Raw genomic sequence first — 16,911 nt, 5'->3', positions numbered from 1 at the left:
TAAAGCCGTTTAGAAATTAAGTTTGAGGTTAAATCCGAAATTACGCGTAGTCGGGAAAACCCCGGTTTGAAAATTCTGCAAGGTACCCGAAGCCAGTCCGGCTTCAGGATCCGCATAGGGCAGATTTTTGTGTATAATCCACAAGTTTGAGCCGATAAACGATAGCTGCGCCCCGAATAGGCCATACCGCTGGACAAACTTGGCAGGCAATGTATAAGAAAGCGACACTTCCCGAAGCTTAATATAAGACGCGTCATACATAAACATTGCACTCGGTGCCGTGGGCATACCCAAGGCATGGTTTCTGTCCCGCATTTCCGTGCGGACGGTATTCGGCGACCCGTCCGGCGCCACACCGGGCAGTAACAAACCGCCGCCCGCTGAAATGGGGTCGCGTACGGGATTTCCCAGTTCATTCAACCCCGTTGTGTTCGTGTAAAGCCCGTTTCGCGAGCCAATAGCCATATCCTCTGAGAAGATATCGCCGCCTTTTTGCATGTCTACCAAAAATTTCAATGAAATCGCTTTGTATGAAAAGGTATTCATCACCCCGCCATTCCAATCCGGATTCATGTTGCCCAGCACGCTGTTTGCCGTTGACGTCTTCAAATACTTACCGGTTGTTTGATCGACAACGCGCTCCCCGTTTAGGTAAACGAAGTCCGAACCCCACCACATGCCAAAGGGTTGGCCCACTTCGGCATTCAACGACATGTCTGTACTGTATCCGGCCAGCCGTAGATTGGTTACGCCTTCATAGAGCGACATGACCTTACTTCTATTCATCGCCCAATTCACATTGATATCCCACGTGAGGTCCTGATTGGCTAATGGTTTACCCCCCAACGATATTTCCAGCCCCCGGTTTCGTACGTCACCTGCATTGACGAACTTACTGCTGTATCCGGTAGCAGGTGTGATGGTGACCGGCATGATCTGATCCTTGGTATTCGTCTGATAGGCCGACACGTTTAAGCTGATCCTGTTCCCATAGAAAGCCGTCTCGATTCCCGCTTCAAAACTTTGGGTGCGTTCGAGCTTTAGGTTGGGGTTATTCTTTGTATTATTGATGGAATACAGCTGCACTGCCCCGAATGGGGTAGGTTTGTTCAGCACATCAACAAGGCTTTGCGGCCGGGCATCGTTTCCTACCTCGGCATAGTTGAGCCTCAATTTCCCGAAGGAAAGCACGTCGCTGCTCACCAATTCAGAAAAAACAAAGCTTCCCGCGATAGAGGGATAAAAATAGACGTTACTGCCCTTTGGCAACGTCGAGGATTCATCGATACGGCCGGTTACATCCAGGAAGAAGGTTTTATCGTATCCCAACGAAACCGAGCCGAAATAACCGTTGATACCAATTTCCGTAAGGCTTTCCGATGCCGGTACAGGATTGCCCAATGAGTTGTTGATAGCGTACAGCCCGGGAACAATCAATCCCCCACTCGTGGCATTATAGATAGATTGGTTTTTGTTCCTTCTGATATTCGTCCCAAAAACACCGCTTATGTTAAATTTTTCGGTTAAATCTTTATTGTAATTCAACATGAGGTCATAGTTTACCTCACTAAAGGAGACATTGCGGACGCTGTACCTCGCCGGCACACGGATCAGGTCATTCTGCCGATCCTCGATCTTATACGCATAGCTATCGACCGCTATTCGTCCGAAGATTTCCAGCCAATCGGTCAGCTGGTATGACAAGGCAGCATTGCCAACGAACCGATTTCTATCATCCGATTGTTGATTTTGGTCAATGATATAAAACGGGTTATCGATTGTCCCTCCCGGAAATTGGCTAAGGTTCTTACCGGTAAGTTCGTATACCTCCCTTACTTTCCTGAAATCAATATTGGGCTGCCAATATTGCCGCATATTGATGATAAAATTACTAAACGAACTTCCCTGTCCTCGCTGACTCCTCCCATTAGTGACGGAAGTCGTATAATTGGCCATTGCCGAGGCGGTCAATTTGGGTGTCAGCTTGAATGAACTGTTCAACGAAAACGTATTTCGGCTCAATGAGCCATTCGGCACGATTCCTTTATCGCGAAAATTCGTATACGACAGGCGATAAGTCGCGTTGTCATTATTGCCCGCAAATGAAATGCTATTGTTTAACGTCAATGGATTCTGGAAGATCTCAAGGGGGCCATGTTCGGAAGGCACCCATGGGCTGGGTTGCATATAATAGGGCGATTCGGGATAGTACGAGTCCCACTGATAAACCATCAGGTTGGGATCATAGGCTGCCCCAAAGCCGGCATATTGATCATACGCCGGAACCAAATCGGGTATCCCGTCGCCGTTTACGTCCCGCTCGTTGAAATAAACGTCTGATTGCAGACCGCCTGACAATGGGCCGTATGCAGCACCGTATTCCTGTTGGTATTCAGCAAACGTATTTTTATTGATTACCCCGAATGTCGTAGAAGAATTGACGGTGATACCGACACCTACTTTTTTTGCTCCCTTTTTCGTGGTTACGATGATGGCCCCATTCGCGGCGCGTGATCCGTAAAGGGCGGTTGCCGCAGCGCCTTTCAGGACGTTAACGGATTCGATGTCATCGGGGTTGATATCGGCCGCCAAATTCCCAAAATCATAGCCGTTGTTGGATGAGAAGCTATTGGAATTGTCGATGGGAACTCCGTCAATAACCCACAACGCCTGATTGTTGCCGGTCAACGATTTATTTCCACGAATCACGATGCTTGCCGAGCCGCCCAACCCGCTGTTCGTCCTGATTTGCACACCTGCGACCTTTCCAGATAGTGCACTCGTCACGTTACCGGTATTCACGGTATTCAGGTTTTCGCCATCCACTTGCTGGGTTGAATAGCCGAGCGATCGCTGTTCACGGGACAGCCCCAAGGCGGTGACGACCACTTCATCCAAGCCGGTCAATGTTTCGGCGAGTGTGATTTTATAGTTGGTCTGCTGCCCAATGGGTATGCGTTGTGGTTGATAACCCACTGACGAGACCACTAATACCGCTCCGTTGGAGGCCTGAAGACTAAACGTGCCATCTTCACGTGTCTGTGCGGCCGTGGCCGTCCCTTCCACCTGTACGGTTGCGCCAGGCAGTGGGTTTCCCGAAGCATCGGTTACTTTTCCGGTAATCAATTGCTGTTGCGCTAAACTCCATTGTGTTGCCATCATACAACTCAATAGAAGCATGTAAATCTTTTTCATAAATTTGTTGGTTAATTTACGTTACATCGTTTTTGGATGCTCAATATCAAGGCGACCGCCTACCCAAGGTGGTTTCAACAGCTAAAACGCATCGAAAACACAAAACTAAATGGATAGATCCTGTCATCCAGCCTCGAATCCACTGTCCCTAAGCCTCCATTTAATACGACATATAATTGGTTAACCTTCAAATAATCGATTATTTCAGGATTTACATCAAAAGTAGCTCTATTATAAACAATTAGCTAACAGTATATTACCCAATAAACATTGAAAATTGATATCATTTGATTCTACAGGCCTTGTCATTCGTCATAAAACCGCCAATTCGTCCTAAATTCCTTCGCCAAAGGTTGGTCGGTAAGGATCGCACGTATCATTTCCATCGGCATGGCGTTCAGTTTAATGATGCGGTCATGGAAATCACGGTAATTTAGCTGCCCGCTGTCTACCAGCTCATTTTTCATATGCATCATCTGGATACCCCCCAGCAGGTATGCTATCTGATAGAGTGGTGCACCCCGTGTACCGGCACTCAACGGTCCCCTGATTTCACTTTCCGCATTGGCCCGCTCATGGCCGACATGATCGACCAGATAATCGATACATTGTTGAGGTGTCCATTTCCCCAGGTGAAAGTTTAGCGAGAAGATAATGCGTGCACAACGGTGCCTTCGCCAAAATAGCATGCCTATTTTGTCTTCCGGCGTTTGAGGAAACTTTAAATCCCACAACAACAGTTCCCAGTACAATGCCCACCCTTCCATCCAGAATGGCGTGGAAAATTCCGCGCGGTATGTCCGATATCGGTCGCGCATGAAATACTGCAAGTTATGTCCCGGAATGAGTTCATGATGAACCGTAGCTCGCGAAAAGTGCGGATTATTGCCACGCATGCTCATCAACCGCTGATCGATATCCATGGTATTGGTGGGATACGATATACTAATCTCCCAACCTCCGGTAAAAAACGCCGTATACCGCTGCCGATCGGGCGTCATCATGATCATCCCCCAGGTCTCTTCCGCCAACGGCGGAATGGTTATCAAATCGTGCGCTTTAAGAAAATCGATGGATTCATTATATAACCGCAGTATAGCCTCGGGTTGCTTACCCGGATCGACGTACTGGTCCTTTACGTATTCATTGGCCTTTTTCCAATCGTCACCAAAACCCAACTCCCGTGAGGCCTTGATGAGTTCCTGATCACACCATGCCATTTCCTTTTCGGCAATTTCATAAATCTCCTCGGGCGTGTACGGTATCATTTCATAGGTGAATAGTTTGACCAGCTCATCGCGCCCCACAGGCTCCCGGGAGACAATCCCATTGCTATCTGGCGGTGGCAATTTCGACTCAAACTGGACTGAAAACCGGTTAAACATGCTATCCAGTTGTTTGAAAGGGCGCTCCGCCCACCAGGTAAAAGATGGGTCATAACCGTTGTAAAACTCATACACATTGGTCAATGCTGTCCGGAAACCTGCAATGGCCTGTTTTGCGGTCAGTATTTCGCCAGTAGTAAACCGGGCATCGCTCTCGACCAGCTGGCTGCTAAGCTGCTTGACTTCTTTGGTCAGGTTGTTCCAATACAGCGCAACACGCTTGGCATCCACGCTTGCACCTCTTCGCCGTGTTTTCTCCATCGCATAAACCGAATCGGCAAATGGAAACCAAGTACTCACTTTTGTGAACTCGTCCTCCTCTTTTTGGGCAAACCGGAGGTATTCATTCAAATTCCGCTGAAAAAGGATGTAATCCACTTTGCATTCCTGATTCAATGCATCGAAATCCAATTGTGCCAAAGACTTTAAATAATCGTTATACAAAGCGACCAACCGCGCTCGCCGCTCAGGCGACATCGCCACCACATAAAATCGGTTAATGGCCCGCCGATCGGCGGCAAATTGCTGTATAAGATGAGGAACTTCCTGACATGGCACGGCGGAAAGCTCTTGCCGCCCAATCACCGGAATGGCGCTTATAACGAAGAGGACCGATATCAGTGTCTTTTTCATGCTCATGGCAATCATCATTTTCATTTGTCTGCAAACAAAAATCCACCTCGTTAATCGTAATAATTGGTCAGAAATGTCAGTAAGACGCCGCGTATTACAAATATAGCGGTAGGCTCGGGACCGGACTAATCGCATATTGGCTGATATCAACCACAATTTAACGTAAAAGGGCTGGCACCATGGCCAGCCCTGAAAAGCGCAATATTTAATGCGTTACTTTGCTATTTTTTCAAGCAATGCGCCCAGACATTGTGCTGCCGCCCACGGCCCGAGGGTCATCAGCGCGAACACACAGAAGATCCATTTATTCATAACAGCACTTAACTATCGCCAATAGGGAGCGCTTTTTTCCGGATTAAATAATAGACGGGAACTCCCAAAAAAGCAATAATAATCCCCGGCCACGTATAGTTAGGTTTATAAATTACCATCAGTATGATAAAGGCAGTTCCCATCATGATGTAAATCATCGGCAAAACGGGATAACCAAATGCCTTGTACGGTCTCGGTGCCTCTGGCCTTGACTTACGCAGCCTAAAGATACCGATGATACAGAGCACATAGAATATCACCACGACGCTGGAAATCATATCGAGTAAGTCGCCGTACTTGCCGCTCAGGCACCATAACGATGCAATGATACATTGCAACCATAACGCAACACCCGGTACGGCAGACTTGTTTAGTTCACCCACCTTCTTGAAAAAAAGCCCATCCTGAGCCATCGAATAGTATACCCTGGCCCCCGCCATGATAAGCCCATTATTGCAGCCGAATGTTGAAACCATAATCATGATGGCGATAATGGTGATGCCCACGGGACCGAAAATTTCCTGGGCGGCCGTCATCGCTACACGGTCTTTATCTGATGCGGCCATCTGTTCCATCGTGAGCACACCCGTGTACATCAAGTTGGTCAACAAGTAGACCACGGTAACGATGATGGTACCCAACGCCAGACTCAGGCCTACATTGCGCCCGGGATTTTTTATTTCCCCGGCCACGGAGGATGAAGCATGCCAGGAATCACTGCTGAAGATGGCACCCACCATGCCTGCCGCAATAGCTCCCAGCGCCGCAAATGTCGTATAATCGGCCAATGAGCCGTCTGCGTTCAGTCGCTGTAAATTCCACGCATTCCCTGACAACCAGTTAGCTTGCCACACGTCACCGTTGAACGCAAACAAACCGAAAAGGACCAAACCCAACAGACTGACAATTTTGACGACCGTGATGGACGTTTGTACGGCCTTACCACTGTTTACTCCGCGGGTATTGACCATGGTGAGCAATAGAATCACCACAATGGAAACCAGCTGAGCCGACGAAATTTGCAGAAAACCGAAGTCCATCAAAATGACGTCTTCATCCAGCGCGGGAATCAGGTATGCCGTGAATTTGGCAAATGCCACCCCCACCGCGGCAATCGTTGCGGTTTGTATCACGGTGAAGAATGTCCAGCCGAAGACAAAACTCACCAGCGGATTATAGGCCTCGCGTAAATAGATGTACTGCCCACCCGCTTTGGGAAACATCGCGCTCAGTTCGCCGTAGCTCAGTGCGGCGGTGAGCGTCATGAATCCAGTGATGAGCCAGACCGCCATTAACCACCCCGCGCTGCCGGTATTGCGGGCAATATCGGCACTGACAATAAATATACCTGAGCCGATCATGCTTCCGGCCACCAGCATCGTGGCATCCATCAGTCCTAATGACGACTTAAAGCCTTTATCCGTTGTTGTATTCATCCTTTCGTTTTGGGTTGATTGTCCGATCAATTACTAAAATCGTAAAATTTCCAGCTACTTTTAAAATCGCGGCTCAGCTTCTGATCCGTGAGCGTCGCACGGAGCATTTCGATGGGCAGATAATTTTCTTTGATAACACGGTCATGAAACGCTTTATAGGTCATTTTGCCTGAATCAACCAACTCCTTCTTCAAGCTCCACATTTGCAGTCCGCCCGTAAGGTAGGCCAGTTGATAGAGCGGGCCATAGTTGGCCTCGAAGGATCGTTTCACTTCGCCGTGGGCGGTGGAGGGCTCATGCCCTACGCGCTCCACAAGGTAATCCACGCACTGCTGCGGTGTCCATTCACCCAAGTGATATTTGATGGAAAAGGTAATACGCGCACAGCGGTGCATGCGCCAAAATAACATACCAATGCGTTCCTCGGGCGTCTTGGCGAAACCAAGGTCGTACAACAGCAGCTCCCAATAGAGTGTCCAGCCTTCCGTCCAAAACGGCGTCCGGAATGCCTCCGCACGATAGGGTTTGTACCGGCTATTCATGAAATATTGGAGGTGGTGCCCAGGTACCAGCTCGTGTTGTACGGTGCCACGTGAGAAATAGGGGTTATTTCCCCGCATGCTCATCAGCTTGCGGTCGTGGCTCATGGTATTGGTTGGATAAGACACCATGATGTTGCGCCCGCCCAGAAAAAACGGACTGACCAGCTGCTGCTCGGGCGTCATCATGATCATCCCCCATGTCTCCTCCGAAAGCGGTGGCATGGTCACCAGATCGTTTGCCTTGATGAAATCATTGGCATCTTTATACAATTTGATAATCAGCTCGGGCTGCTTTCCCGGAGCTACATAACTGTTCTTTACCTTTTCCTGCGCCGCTTTCCAGTTGTCGCCAAAGCCCATTTCGCGCGACGCTTTCAGCAATTCCGCTTCGCACCAGGCAAATTCTTTATCCGCCAGCTTAAGCAATTCCTCCGGCGTGTAAGGAATCATGTCATCAAGCAACGCCTTCGCAAACGCTTCCCGGCCAATGGGCTTACCGCCGATATTACTACCATCATCAAACGGCTTGGCGTTGCTCTTGCTGCCGATCCGTTTGGCATACTCCTGCAATGCGGTATCCAACGCTTTATAGGGTTCAGGCACCCACCAGGTAAACAACGGATCATAGCCGTTATAAAAATCGAACGCGTTTTTCAGTCGTGCCTTTAAATCTTGCACTACACCAACCGCATAATCCGCCAGTTCAGCATCTATCGGCTCTTCCTTTTCCAGTGCGCCATGCACCTGCTGAAGTTGCTGCAATGCGCCGTGCAACGAACCAGCTATTGCCTCGCCATCTACTGTCGTACCCCGGCGCCGAAGCTGCTCAAACACATAAATGGAATCTGCAAACGGTATACGTCGGACAATTTTCTGGTAATTACTTTTTTCCGCCGCCAATGCCTCTTGGCTTCGCTCGATTTTGCGTTTCAATAAAATATAGTCTACTTGGCCATAAATACTGAACGCATTGAAGTCAAGCGCCTGCAATTGGTCCAAATATTCCTTGTTCAATGCCTCCAGCCGGGCCAGCTGCTCAGGCGAATGCACGGACACACCACCGCCCCGTCCGAAAGACGAAGCCATCGGCCCGTAAAAATACTCGATGGCACGCACATCTTGGCCATATTGCGTTACAAGACCGGATACTTCCGTGGCTTGTTCGTATAAACTGGATAATCGGTCGTTCAGCTGCGACAAGGCAGCCAAAGGAAGACCGGTGGCAAGCAACGCCACGAAAAAACAGTTAAGTAGTCGGTACCTCATAGCAAAAGTCAGTTATAAAACGCCCGCTCCGAGTCAATTAGCGACAGGTATATAATCAATTATTCGGTTAGCAGTCGGCAAATATAAGTGTTGGCAAGCAAATATGTATAGCAGCATATTAACCTTTCTTACCCTAATTTGCGCCGGGCGTGTAACATCCTTATGGCAAATGCCAGACCTGCCTTCAGCCCTTCACTGATTGATAGACCAGCAGGGCGGCAGCCAAGTCTTCAACAGCCAATCCCGCCGATTTAAAAAGTGTTATTTCCTCAGGCAGCGTTCTACCGGGGTGTATTCCCTTGCACAGCTCCGCGATATCGGCCCGCACATCGCCAGGCGCCAGTACACCACGGGCAATGGGGATGGCCAGCTCCCCGGTTTCGTGAAGCGCCCCTTCGCGGGAATCGACAAAAACACGACTCCTTTGAATTGCTTGGTCATCCGCCTCCCTCGTTTTCGGCGTATGTGAGCCGATAAGATCGAGATGCGTACCGGGCTTCAGCCATGCTCCTTTGATAAGTGGCAAGGGCGATAAGGTCGCGCATGAGATCACATCGGCTTCGCGGACAGCCTCCTCCAAATCATAAGCAATTTCAACGCGATACCCCTGGCCGGCCAGGTGGTCTGCAAGCGCGCGCGATTGCTCAGGATTTCGCGCCCAAACAGCCATACGTTGATAGGCCCGCACTACGGCATGGGCCTGCACAAGATGCTGAGCCACTTTTCCCCCGCCAACGACCAACAAGGACTCCGCATCGGCGCGAGCCAGAAAGGAAGCGGCAAGCGCCGACGTACAAGCCGTACGCCGTGCGGTGAGCGCAGCGGCATCCAGCTGCGCCAGCGGTACACCTGTGCCGGCATCCATCAACATATAGCTCGCATGTATCGCCGGCAGCGCTTTACCGCCGTTTGCCGGGGCGACCACCACCTGCTTAACTCCCAGGTAGCGGTCATTCCAAACCGGCATCAAGATAAGCGTATTTTCAACACCTTCTTCCGTCTGATAAAAATGGTGATGCCGTACCGGCATCGTATAGCTGGATTGGAAGATGGCATGCAGGGCGTCGATCAACGCCGGATAGTTCAAGGCCGCCGTAACTTGATCCTTGGTAATGTGTATCATACCGGACAAAGGTAAATGCATTGCCCATCTATGGGCTAACGGAAATTAACCGTTGTTGAATCGATTTTAACTTCAATCCTTGAGTACTTCCCTTGTGATGACCATCCGTTGGATTTCCGAGGTACCTTCATAGATTTGGGTAATCTTGGCGTCGCGCATCAGGCGTTCGACGTGGTATTCTTTTACGTAGCCGTAGCCCCCATGAATCTGCACCGCTTCGACGGTAGTTTTCATCGCCACCTCGGAGGCGTACAGTTTGGCCATGGAAGCAGCCTGCGCATAGGGCTGGCCCTGATCTTTCAACCAGGCAGCCTTTAGGCAAAGCAACCTTGCCGCTTCTATCTGAGTGGCCATATCAGCCAACTTGAACTGGATAGCTTGGTGCTGGGCGATGGGTTTGCCAAAGGTCTGACGCTCCTTGGCATAGTTCAGCGCCAGCTCATACGCGCCCGAAGCAATACCCAGTGCCTGCGCCGCAATGCCGATACGCCCGCCTTCGAGTGTCTTCATGGCAAACTTAAATCCGAAACCGTCCTCCCCGATGCGATTTTCCTTGGGCACTTTTACATCGCTGAAATGGAGCGAGTGCGTATCTGACCCGCGGATGCCCAGCTTATTTTCCTTGGGCCCAACCGTGAATCCCTCCATTCCTTTTTCCACGATGAACGCGTTGATGCCCCGGTGCCCCTTTTCGGGATGGGTTTGGGCCATCACCAGGTACGTGGAGGCGGTGCTGCCGTTGGTAATCCAGTTTTTGGTGCCATTAAGCAGGTAATAATCGCCCATATCCGCAGCCATGGTACGCTGTGAGGTGGCGTCTGACCCCGCTTCGGGTTCCGAGAGGCAGAATGCGCCGATGTGCTCCCCCACAGCCAATGGCTTTAGGTACTTCTCTTTCTGCTCCTCTGTGCCGTATTGTTCGAGGCCGTAGCACACCAACGAATTGTTGACCGACACCACCACCGATGCAGACGCGTCAATCTTCGAAAGCTCTTCCATCACCAATACGTACGATACCGCATCAAGCCCTGCGCCGTTGTATTGGGGGGCGACCATCATCCCTAAAAAGCCCAGTTCGCCCAGCTTCTTGACCTGTTCGGCAGGAAAGCGCTGTTGCTCATCGCGCTCGATGACGCCGGGTTTCAACTCGTTTTGTGCAAAGTCCCGAGCGATATCCCGGATCATTCGTTGTTCTTCGGTGAGTTCGAAAATCATAATTGACAGGCTCCTTACGAAGCAAATATAACAAAAATGCTATGCTTGCATAGCAAAACCATGTTGGATTTTCGGGCCCGGCACCGGGAGTATATCCATTTTGCAGCCAAATTGTGTACTTTTGCCTACCCATAGCGGACTCACAATAACCAACGAATGAAATCACTGTCATCACGCATCCCCTGGACATTTGTTTTATTATACCTATTATGCATAGCCTGTAATCCGCCTGCCGATAAGCATACCCGACGCCCTAATATCATTTACATCATGAGCGATGACCACGCCTACCAAGCCGTCAGCGCCTATGGCCACGGGCTGAATAAAACACCCAATATCGATCGGATCGCCCACGAGGGTGCACTTTTCACCCGCGCCACCGTGACCAATTCGCTGTGCGCGCCAAGCCGCGCGGTACTGCTGACCGGCAAGCACAGCTTCGTGAACGGCAAGGTGGACAACGAGCAACCGTTCGATTGGAATCAGGACAATTTTGCGAAGCTGCTGCAGCAAGCGGGGTACCAGACCGCGATGGTTGGCAAGATTCACATGGATGGCCTGCCGCAGGGATTCGACTATTCGGCCGTATTTCCCGGACAAGGGCATTATTACAATCCTGACTTCATTATCAACGGCGAAAAAAGGCAGTTGCATGGCTATGTCACAGACATCACCACCGACCTCGCGCTTGACTGGCTGGATCAACGAAACCCCGATCAACCGTTCTGCCTGTTGTATCACCAAAAAGCGCCACACCGCGAGTGGCTTCCTGCTGAGCGACACTATCCGGAATATACCCAAATGGAATTTCCCGAGCCGTCAAGCCTGTTTGATGATTTTCAGGGCCGCGGTACCGCCGCAAAAACAGCGGAAATGAACATCCTGAAAGACATGAATTGGGCAGGCGATTCCAAGCTAAGGCCGGATGTGGTGGATGAACTGGGACTCATCAGCCCGATTGAATGGGATAAAGCGGCTTACAACAATAATCTCGGGCGCATGGATTCCGCCCAGCGTGCGGCCTGGGATGCGGTCTATGATCCCATCAATGATGCGTTCAGAAGAGATTTCCGCCAGCTATCGGACACCCAATTGATGCGCTGGCGCTACCAACGCTATATGCAGGATTACCTCGGATGCATCGCTTCCATCGATGATGGTGTCGGGAGACTGCTCGAATACCTTGAAGCTAATGGACTGGCGGAAAACACGATCGTGGTATATACTTCCGACCAGGGGTTCTACCTCGGTGAACATGGTTGGTTCGACAAGCGATTCATGTATGAAGAGTCGCTCCGCACCCCACTGCTGATCCGGTATCCCAAAGAAATCAAACCGGGAACGAAAATCGACGCACTGGTACAAAACCTTGATTTTGCTCCGACATTCCTGGACTATGCAGGGGCATCCATCCCGCCGGATATGCAGGGCGAATCATTCCGGGAGTTAGCCGCCGGACGCAGCCACGACTGGCGCGATGCCATCTACTACACGTATTACGAATATCCAGCCATCCATGCCGTCAAGCGGCACTACGGCATCCGGACCGACCGCTATAAACTGATCCACTTTTATTACGATATCGACGAGTGGGAACTGTATGATCTGCAAGAGGATCCCAGGGAAATGAAAAATGTATATGATGATCCCGCTTATAAAGAGGTACGGGACAGCATGCATAAACGGCTAACCGCTGTCCGGACGCAATATGGGGATTCGGATGAAAACAATCATAAATACCTGCGACCCTATCTGGAAAAGGGGACCCCTTGACAACACATACTCCGATGTCCGCGGGACAAAAAGGGTTTATTCCGTTGCCGAATACGTAACAATATCGACCCCGACGCCGTTGGGATCGACAATGGCGAAATGCCTGTCACCCCACGGTTCGTCCCTGAGGTCAATTGCTACCGGGACCCCTTTCGCTTTTACCGCTTCGTATAATTCATCCACATCCTCCACTTCGATGGTAAGATAGATTCCCTGTCCGCCAAATGCAGGCTGGAATAAGGGTTGCTGCGAAGGGTGATCAGGCAACAGAAAGCTGATTTCAGCGGTATGGCCCGGGGTATGCAACAGGAGATAAAACTCGCTTTCGAATGTTACCCCAAACCCCAGTGTTTCGGTGTAAAAGGCCTTGCTTTCGGCCAGTTTTTCGGTGATGATTCCTGCATTTAACTTCATTTTGTCTGGATTTTTGTGTTGCCTGCTACTTGCATGCACGCAATAATTCTTTTGTCTTGCCTATGCAAAAATGCACCGAAATGGCGACCTAAAATTGTAAAAATCGGACGAGTTACCTTCCAAATGCGCGACTCGGTGTCACGCCATACAAGCTTTTGAACTCTTTGATAAAGTGGGCTTGATCGTAATAGCCTGCATCATAAAACAGCTTATTTTCCCGAAGATTTTGGGTTGAAGGTTTAGCGCGGAGGATATTTTGGAAACGCACCACTTTGGAAAACGTCTTTGCCGTGTCGCCAATATAGTATTCGAAAAGCCTCCGCAGCTGTCTCGGGCTGATACCGCTATCGATGTCTTTTTCCAGGTTCAGCACACCCGATTTCTGCATGATCGTGGCAATGGCGCCGTATAAGCGCGGGTCCTGATTAAAATCGATGTCGGCCAGATGCTGAAGAAAATAATCATCCAGCCGTTGCCAGACAGCAGGGGTGGGCAGGTCCGGGGCAAACCGATCCGCAACGAAACGGGCCATGGACGGAATGACAGCGCCCAAGTCCTCGGTACGGTTGCTCAACGAGGATGCGTCGACGCTGAACAACTGCGGAAACATCGTAGGCAGAAACCGGACACCGACGTAGTTAAACGCATTATCCAGTTCAAACTCCGTATACCGCTTACAAAAGCCCATCACGAAGCTCGCCTCAGGTCGGTCTAACTCGAAGAAGACATCGATGCATCCATCGGCCACTACCCGGTAAGTAAACGGCGCCTGTAGGGGAGCCTTCGTTTTGAGCTGCCAATAACAATAAATATACGGGCGCAGCCTATGATCCGGCAATATTTCTTCGTATGTCACCGACTCGCCCGCCGGTGTTATGGTAGGTTGTATGGGCTTATATCCCGCCCGTATGATGGTCAGCGTATCCAATGTTTGGCTTATTCGTCCTTCTCCAATATCCGCATCCGATAACAGTTCATCGCTGCCGTCCCCAATTGTTGCACCAGACGATAATTGACCACAGCACCTACAGCCGCACCAATCAAGGGGATCAGTTGCGCCATTTTCGCGAGATCGATATAATCGCGGTATTCCAATTGGAACGTCCGCCAGTCGAAGCTGTCAACGTCGTCGGGCAATTCCGCTGCGTAAGCTTCCCAACGGAGCAGACGGTTATATATTTCGCCGCGGTGCTTATGGCTCGAAAAAGCCAGCTGAAACACCGTGAGCAGGAAAAGCCGTTCTTTATACGTCTTTACATCAAAACCATATATCACTGCGATATCGAACAGCATTTTCATTTTAATGGCCAGCAGGGCCGGAAAATCAGCAATCCCCATTAAGATGCCGCCAGCTCCGGTAACCGCACCTTCTACGGAGGCCGTCTTTTTGTAGGTCTCAATAAGTCGCAATGCATACGCCTCGCGCAGTTGAAAACTACTGTACGTCCTCGGCGATGCCATCGTATACTGCGCCCCGAAAAGCACTCCCTTTACCATCTTCTCGATGGTGTAGGTAATCGCCTGATGCACCTTTTCGGGAATGAGGTTGTTGAGCTTGCTTTGTATGTTTTTCGCCCACACACTGCCGACCGGCTGCTTTTTGGTCATCTTAAGCTGCCAGAAAGCTAATTCGATCAATACCCTTTTGCGGTACTCCGGTGATATTTCTCCAAACGATTCGCCTTCCATCGTGTTTTTTAGATGGAACAAAGTGATATATTGTTACATCGCTTTGTATTGTGATAAAATCTATTAACTTTGTAGACTACAACATAAGGAGGAACGCAACATGAGCTTACGATTGGGTGACACCGCACCAAACTTCAAGGCGGTGACGACAATAGGAGAAATCGATTTTTACGACTACACCGAGGGCAGCTGGGTCGTATTATTTTCACATCCGGCCGACTATACGCCGGTGTGCACAACGGAGCTTGGACGTACAGCCAAGCTGAAAGCGGAGTTTGACAAACGGAATGTGAAGGTGCTGGCCGTAAGTGTGGATCCATTGGATAAGCATACCGGCTGGATAAACGACATTAATGAAACGCAAAACTGCGAAGTCGATTTTCCGCTGATTGCTGATGAAGACCGGAAGGTCTCCGAATTGTACGACATGATACATCCCAACGCGTCGGCAACCGCCACAGTTCGTTCGGTATTCATTATCGGACCGGATCGAAAAATCAAACTTACGCTGACCTACCCTGCTTCGACCGGGCGGAATTTCCTGGAAATTCTCCGCGTGATTGATTCACTGCAGCTCACTGCTGATTACAGTGTAGCCACACCGGCAGATTGGCAGCACGGTGAAGATGTCATTGTGGTACCGGCTGTCCCGACAGAAGAGATTCCGGAGCGGTTTCCCAAAGGGCACACCATCATCAAGCCCTACCTGCGTACGACGCCGCAGCCGAATATTTAGTCCGCTTGGGAAGGCAAGATACAAAGCAAGCAATAAAAAAGCGGTTGGACATCAGTACCAACCGCTTTCGTTATTTCACAAAGCCCACTAAAAGACTTTTACTAAATACACATAGTCCTGTATGCGTTTTATTTGTTCCGTTCGCCGCAGGCCATGGAGTGTATTCCTTTTGTTGATGGTTGGCCTGTTATCCAATGAATCCACCGGGACAGCCGAGATGGATTTCAACAAGGCCTCGGTTTTGATAGCAAATGAAGCTCCATCGATACCGGTTTGCTTCCCACTAATAATACCGATAACATTACCTTTACTGTCAAGGACCGGCCCTCCGCTGTTCCCGGGATTGACAGGAATGGACAATTGATAAGCCGTGGTATCCCCTGCATATCCTGTACGCGAGCTGAGGTAGCCTTGCCCGTACACCACTTCATCCCGCGGGAACCCAATGGTGTACACATCCTCCCCAAGCTCCGACGGCGTCTCCTTAAACGTGTAAGGCGTAGCTTTCAACGCTTTGAACGTACTGTCCCGGATATATAACATGGCCACATCATGACTGGGATCTTCATAAATCACCTCCGCTCTATAAACTTCTCCTTTGGTGTTTTGGAGATGTACCGAGTCAGCGCCTTTCACCACGTGGTAATTGGTCACGACATACCCGTTGGCTGACAAGAGGAAGCCCGTAGCGCCAAAGTGACTTTCGGCCTGCCCGTCTTTTAGCTTCTCGCTGTTGATGTTGCGTATCACCGCATTTTGCGCATTGACGTTTTTCTTTACGGTATTCATATCCCGCTTCAACTCACTGTAGTTGGTCGTGGTCTTTTGGATGGTTTTATAATACCCCGACAGCCATAATGTTGAAAATACGGCGACCACGGCAACACTCGCCGCAATCAATGAATTGATTTTATATTTATTCCATAGCGTCACCAGTATCGGTTCACGCCGGGCAGCAATCACCGGGCTTGCCTGATAGTTGGCCGCTACCGCCGACAGCGTGCGTTTAAATGCTACCCGGTCTGCATGTTCCTTCAGTTGCTGTAAAAATAACCGATGGGTGGCCAGCTGCTCAGCCGCCTCCGGATGCGTTTCACAATACTGTTCAAAAGCGATTCGCTCGCTGTTGTCCATTGCGCCGTTCAAATAGCGCTCCGCCCGTGTTATAAATTCCTGCTCGTTCATCATCTCC

General features: G+C 50.0%; 12 protein-coding genes. 2 read left to right on the top strand and 10 right to left on the bottom strand.

Annotated elements, in window-relative coordinates:
* Nucleotides 1–9 precede the first annotated feature (9 nt).
* From B5X72_RS00815 to B5X72_RS00790, 6 genes are all read right to left on the bottom strand, one after another.
* Complete coding sequence (locus B5X72_RS00815) at nt 10–3,195, bottom strand: SusC/RagA family TonB-linked outer membrane protein (RefSeq protein WP_079714905.1); 3,186 nt, start codon at nt 3,193–3,195, stop codon at nt 10–12.
* Nucleotides 3,196–3,500: 305 nt separating this feature from the next.
* Nucleotides 3,501–5,219 (bottom strand): DUF885 family protein, encoded by a 1,719-nt coding sequence (locus tag B5X72_RS00810; RefSeq protein ID WP_245826769.1) that lies wholly within the window; start codon nt 5,217–5,219, stop codon nt 3,501–3,503.
* A 314-nt stretch (nt 5,220–5,533) separates the two neighbouring features.
* Nucleotides 5,534–6,961, bottom strand: a complete 1,428-nt coding sequence (locus B5X72_RS00805) for an APC family permease (protein WP_079714904.1) — start codon at nt 6,959–6,961, stop codon at nt 5,534–5,536.
* A gap of 26 nt (nt 6,962–6,987) precedes the next feature.
* Nucleotides 6,988–8,769, bottom strand: coding sequence for a DUF885 family protein (locus tag B5X72_RS00800; RefSeq protein WP_079714903.1), 1,782 nt, complete (start codon nt 8,767–8,769; stop codon nt 6,988–6,990).
* 184 nt (nt 8,770–8,953) lie between these two features.
* A complete protein-coding gene (locus B5X72_RS00795; RefSeq protein ID WP_079714902.1) occupies nt 8,954–9,892 on the bottom strand; it encodes a bifunctional Delta(1)-pyrroline-2-carboxylate/Delta(1)-piperideine-2-carboxylate reductase in 939 nt (312 codons plus the stop codon).
* Between the two features lie 72 nt (nt 9,893–9,964).
* The gene (locus tag B5X72_RS00790; RefSeq protein WP_079714901.1) at nt 9,965–11,107 is read right to left on the bottom strand and encodes an acyl-CoA dehydrogenase; all 1,143 of its coding nucleotides are present in this window, start codon (nt 11,105–11,107) and stop codon (nt 9,965–9,967) included.
* 156 nt (nt 11,108–11,263) lie between these two features.
* On the opposite strand from B5X72_RS00790, the gene B5X72_RS00785 reads away from it, so the two are divergent.
* Nucleotides 11,264–12,880: a sulfatase family protein gene (locus B5X72_RS00785; RefSeq protein WP_079714900.1), complete on the top strand. Its 1,617-nt coding sequence runs from the start codon at nt 11,264–11,266 to the stop codon at nt 12,878–12,880.
* 36 nt (nt 12,881–12,916) lie between these two features.
* On the opposite strand, the gene B5X72_RS00780 is transcribed toward B5X72_RS00785, so the two are convergent.
* The 3 genes from B5X72_RS00780 to B5X72_RS00770 form a co-directional block, all read right to left on the bottom strand.
* Nucleotides 12,917–13,294, bottom strand: coding sequence for a VOC family protein (locus B5X72_RS00780; RefSeq protein ID WP_079715375.1), 378 nt, complete (start codon nt 13,292–13,294; stop codon nt 12,917–12,919).
* A 112-nt stretch (nt 13,295–13,406) separates the two neighbouring features.
* Nucleotides 13,407–14,222 carry a helix-turn-helix domain-containing protein gene (locus tag B5X72_RS00775; RefSeq protein ID WP_079714899.1) on the bottom strand — a complete coding sequence of 272 codons (816 nt, stop codon included), beginning with the start codon at nt 14,220–14,222 and terminating at the stop codon, nt 13,407–13,409.
* Between the two features lie 8 nt (nt 14,223–14,230).
* Nucleotides 14,231–14,983, bottom strand: a complete 753-nt coding sequence (locus B5X72_RS00770) for an EcsC family protein (protein WP_176146044.1) — start codon at nt 14,981–14,983, stop codon at nt 14,231–14,233.
* Between the two features lie 100 nt (nt 14,984–15,083).
* Between B5X72_RS00770 and B5X72_RS00765 the strand changes: the two genes are divergently transcribed.
* Complete coding sequence (locus B5X72_RS00765; RefSeq protein ID WP_079714898.1) at nt 15,084–15,719, top strand: peroxiredoxin; 636 nt, start codon at nt 15,084–15,086, stop codon at nt 15,717–15,719.
* An 87-nt stretch (nt 15,720–15,806) separates the two neighbouring features.
* Here the strand turns inward: B5X72_RS00765 and B5X72_RS00760 are convergent, their stop codons facing one another.
* Entirely contained in the window at nt 15,807–16,907 is a 1,101-nt protein-coding gene (locus tag B5X72_RS00760; RefSeq protein WP_079714897.1) for a S1 family peptidase, read from the bottom strand.
* Between the last annotated feature and the right edge of the window lie 4 nt (nt 16,908–16,911).

The organism is Parapedobacter luteus (assembly GCF_900168055.1).
GTDB lineage: Bacteria > Bacteroidota > Bacteroidia > Sphingobacteriales > Sphingobacteriaceae > Parapedobacter > Parapedobacter luteus.
The sequence above is the reverse complement of the archived record's forward strand: the minus strand, read 5'-3'. Positions and strand labels throughout refer to the sequence as shown.

Excerpts from the sequence above, each read along its gene's own strand:
- B5X72_RS00800 (WP_079714903.1), bottom strand. The coding sequence starts at position 8,769 with ATGAGGTACCGACTACTTAACTGTTTTTTCGTGGCGTTGCTTGCCACC.
- B5X72_RS00760 (WP_079714897.1), bottom strand. The coding sequence starts at position 16,907 with ATGATGAACGAGCAGGAATTTATAACACGGGCGGAGCGCTATTTGAAC.
- B5X72_RS00810 (WP_245826769.1), bottom strand. The coding sequence starts at position 5,219 with ATGAGCATGAAAAAGACACTGATATCGGTCCTCTTCGTTATAAGCGCC.
- B5X72_RS00795 (WP_079714902.1), bottom strand. The coding sequence starts at position 9,892 with ATGATACACATTACCAAGGATCAAGTTACGGCGGCCTTGAACTATCCG.
- B5X72_RS00805 (WP_079714904.1), bottom strand. The coding sequence starts at position 6,961 with ATGAATACAACAACGGATAAAGGCTTTAAGTCGTCATTAGGACTGATG.
- B5X72_RS00780 (WP_079715375.1), bottom strand. The coding sequence starts at position 13,294 with ATGAAGTTAAATGCAGGAATCATCACCGAAAAACTGGCCGAAAGCAAG.
- B5X72_RS00785 (WP_079714900.1), top strand. The coding sequence starts at position 11,264 with ATGAAATCACTGTCATCACGCATCCCCTGGACATTTGTTTTATTATAC.
- B5X72_RS00765 (WP_079714898.1), top strand. The coding sequence starts at position 15,084 with ATGAGCTTACGATTGGGTGACACCGCACCAAACTTCAAGGCGGTGACG.
- B5X72_RS00815 (WP_079714905.1), bottom strand. The coding sequence starts at position 3,195 with ATGAAAAAGATTTACATGCTTCTATTGAGTTGTATGATGGCAACACAA.
- B5X72_RS00790 (WP_079714901.1), bottom strand. The coding sequence starts at position 11,107 with ATGATTTTCGAACTCACCGAAGAACAACGAATGATCCGGGATATCGCT.
- B5X72_RS00770 (WP_176146044.1), bottom strand. The coding sequence starts at position 14,983 with ATGGAAGGCGAATCGTTTGGAGAAATATCACCGGAGTACCGCAAAAGG.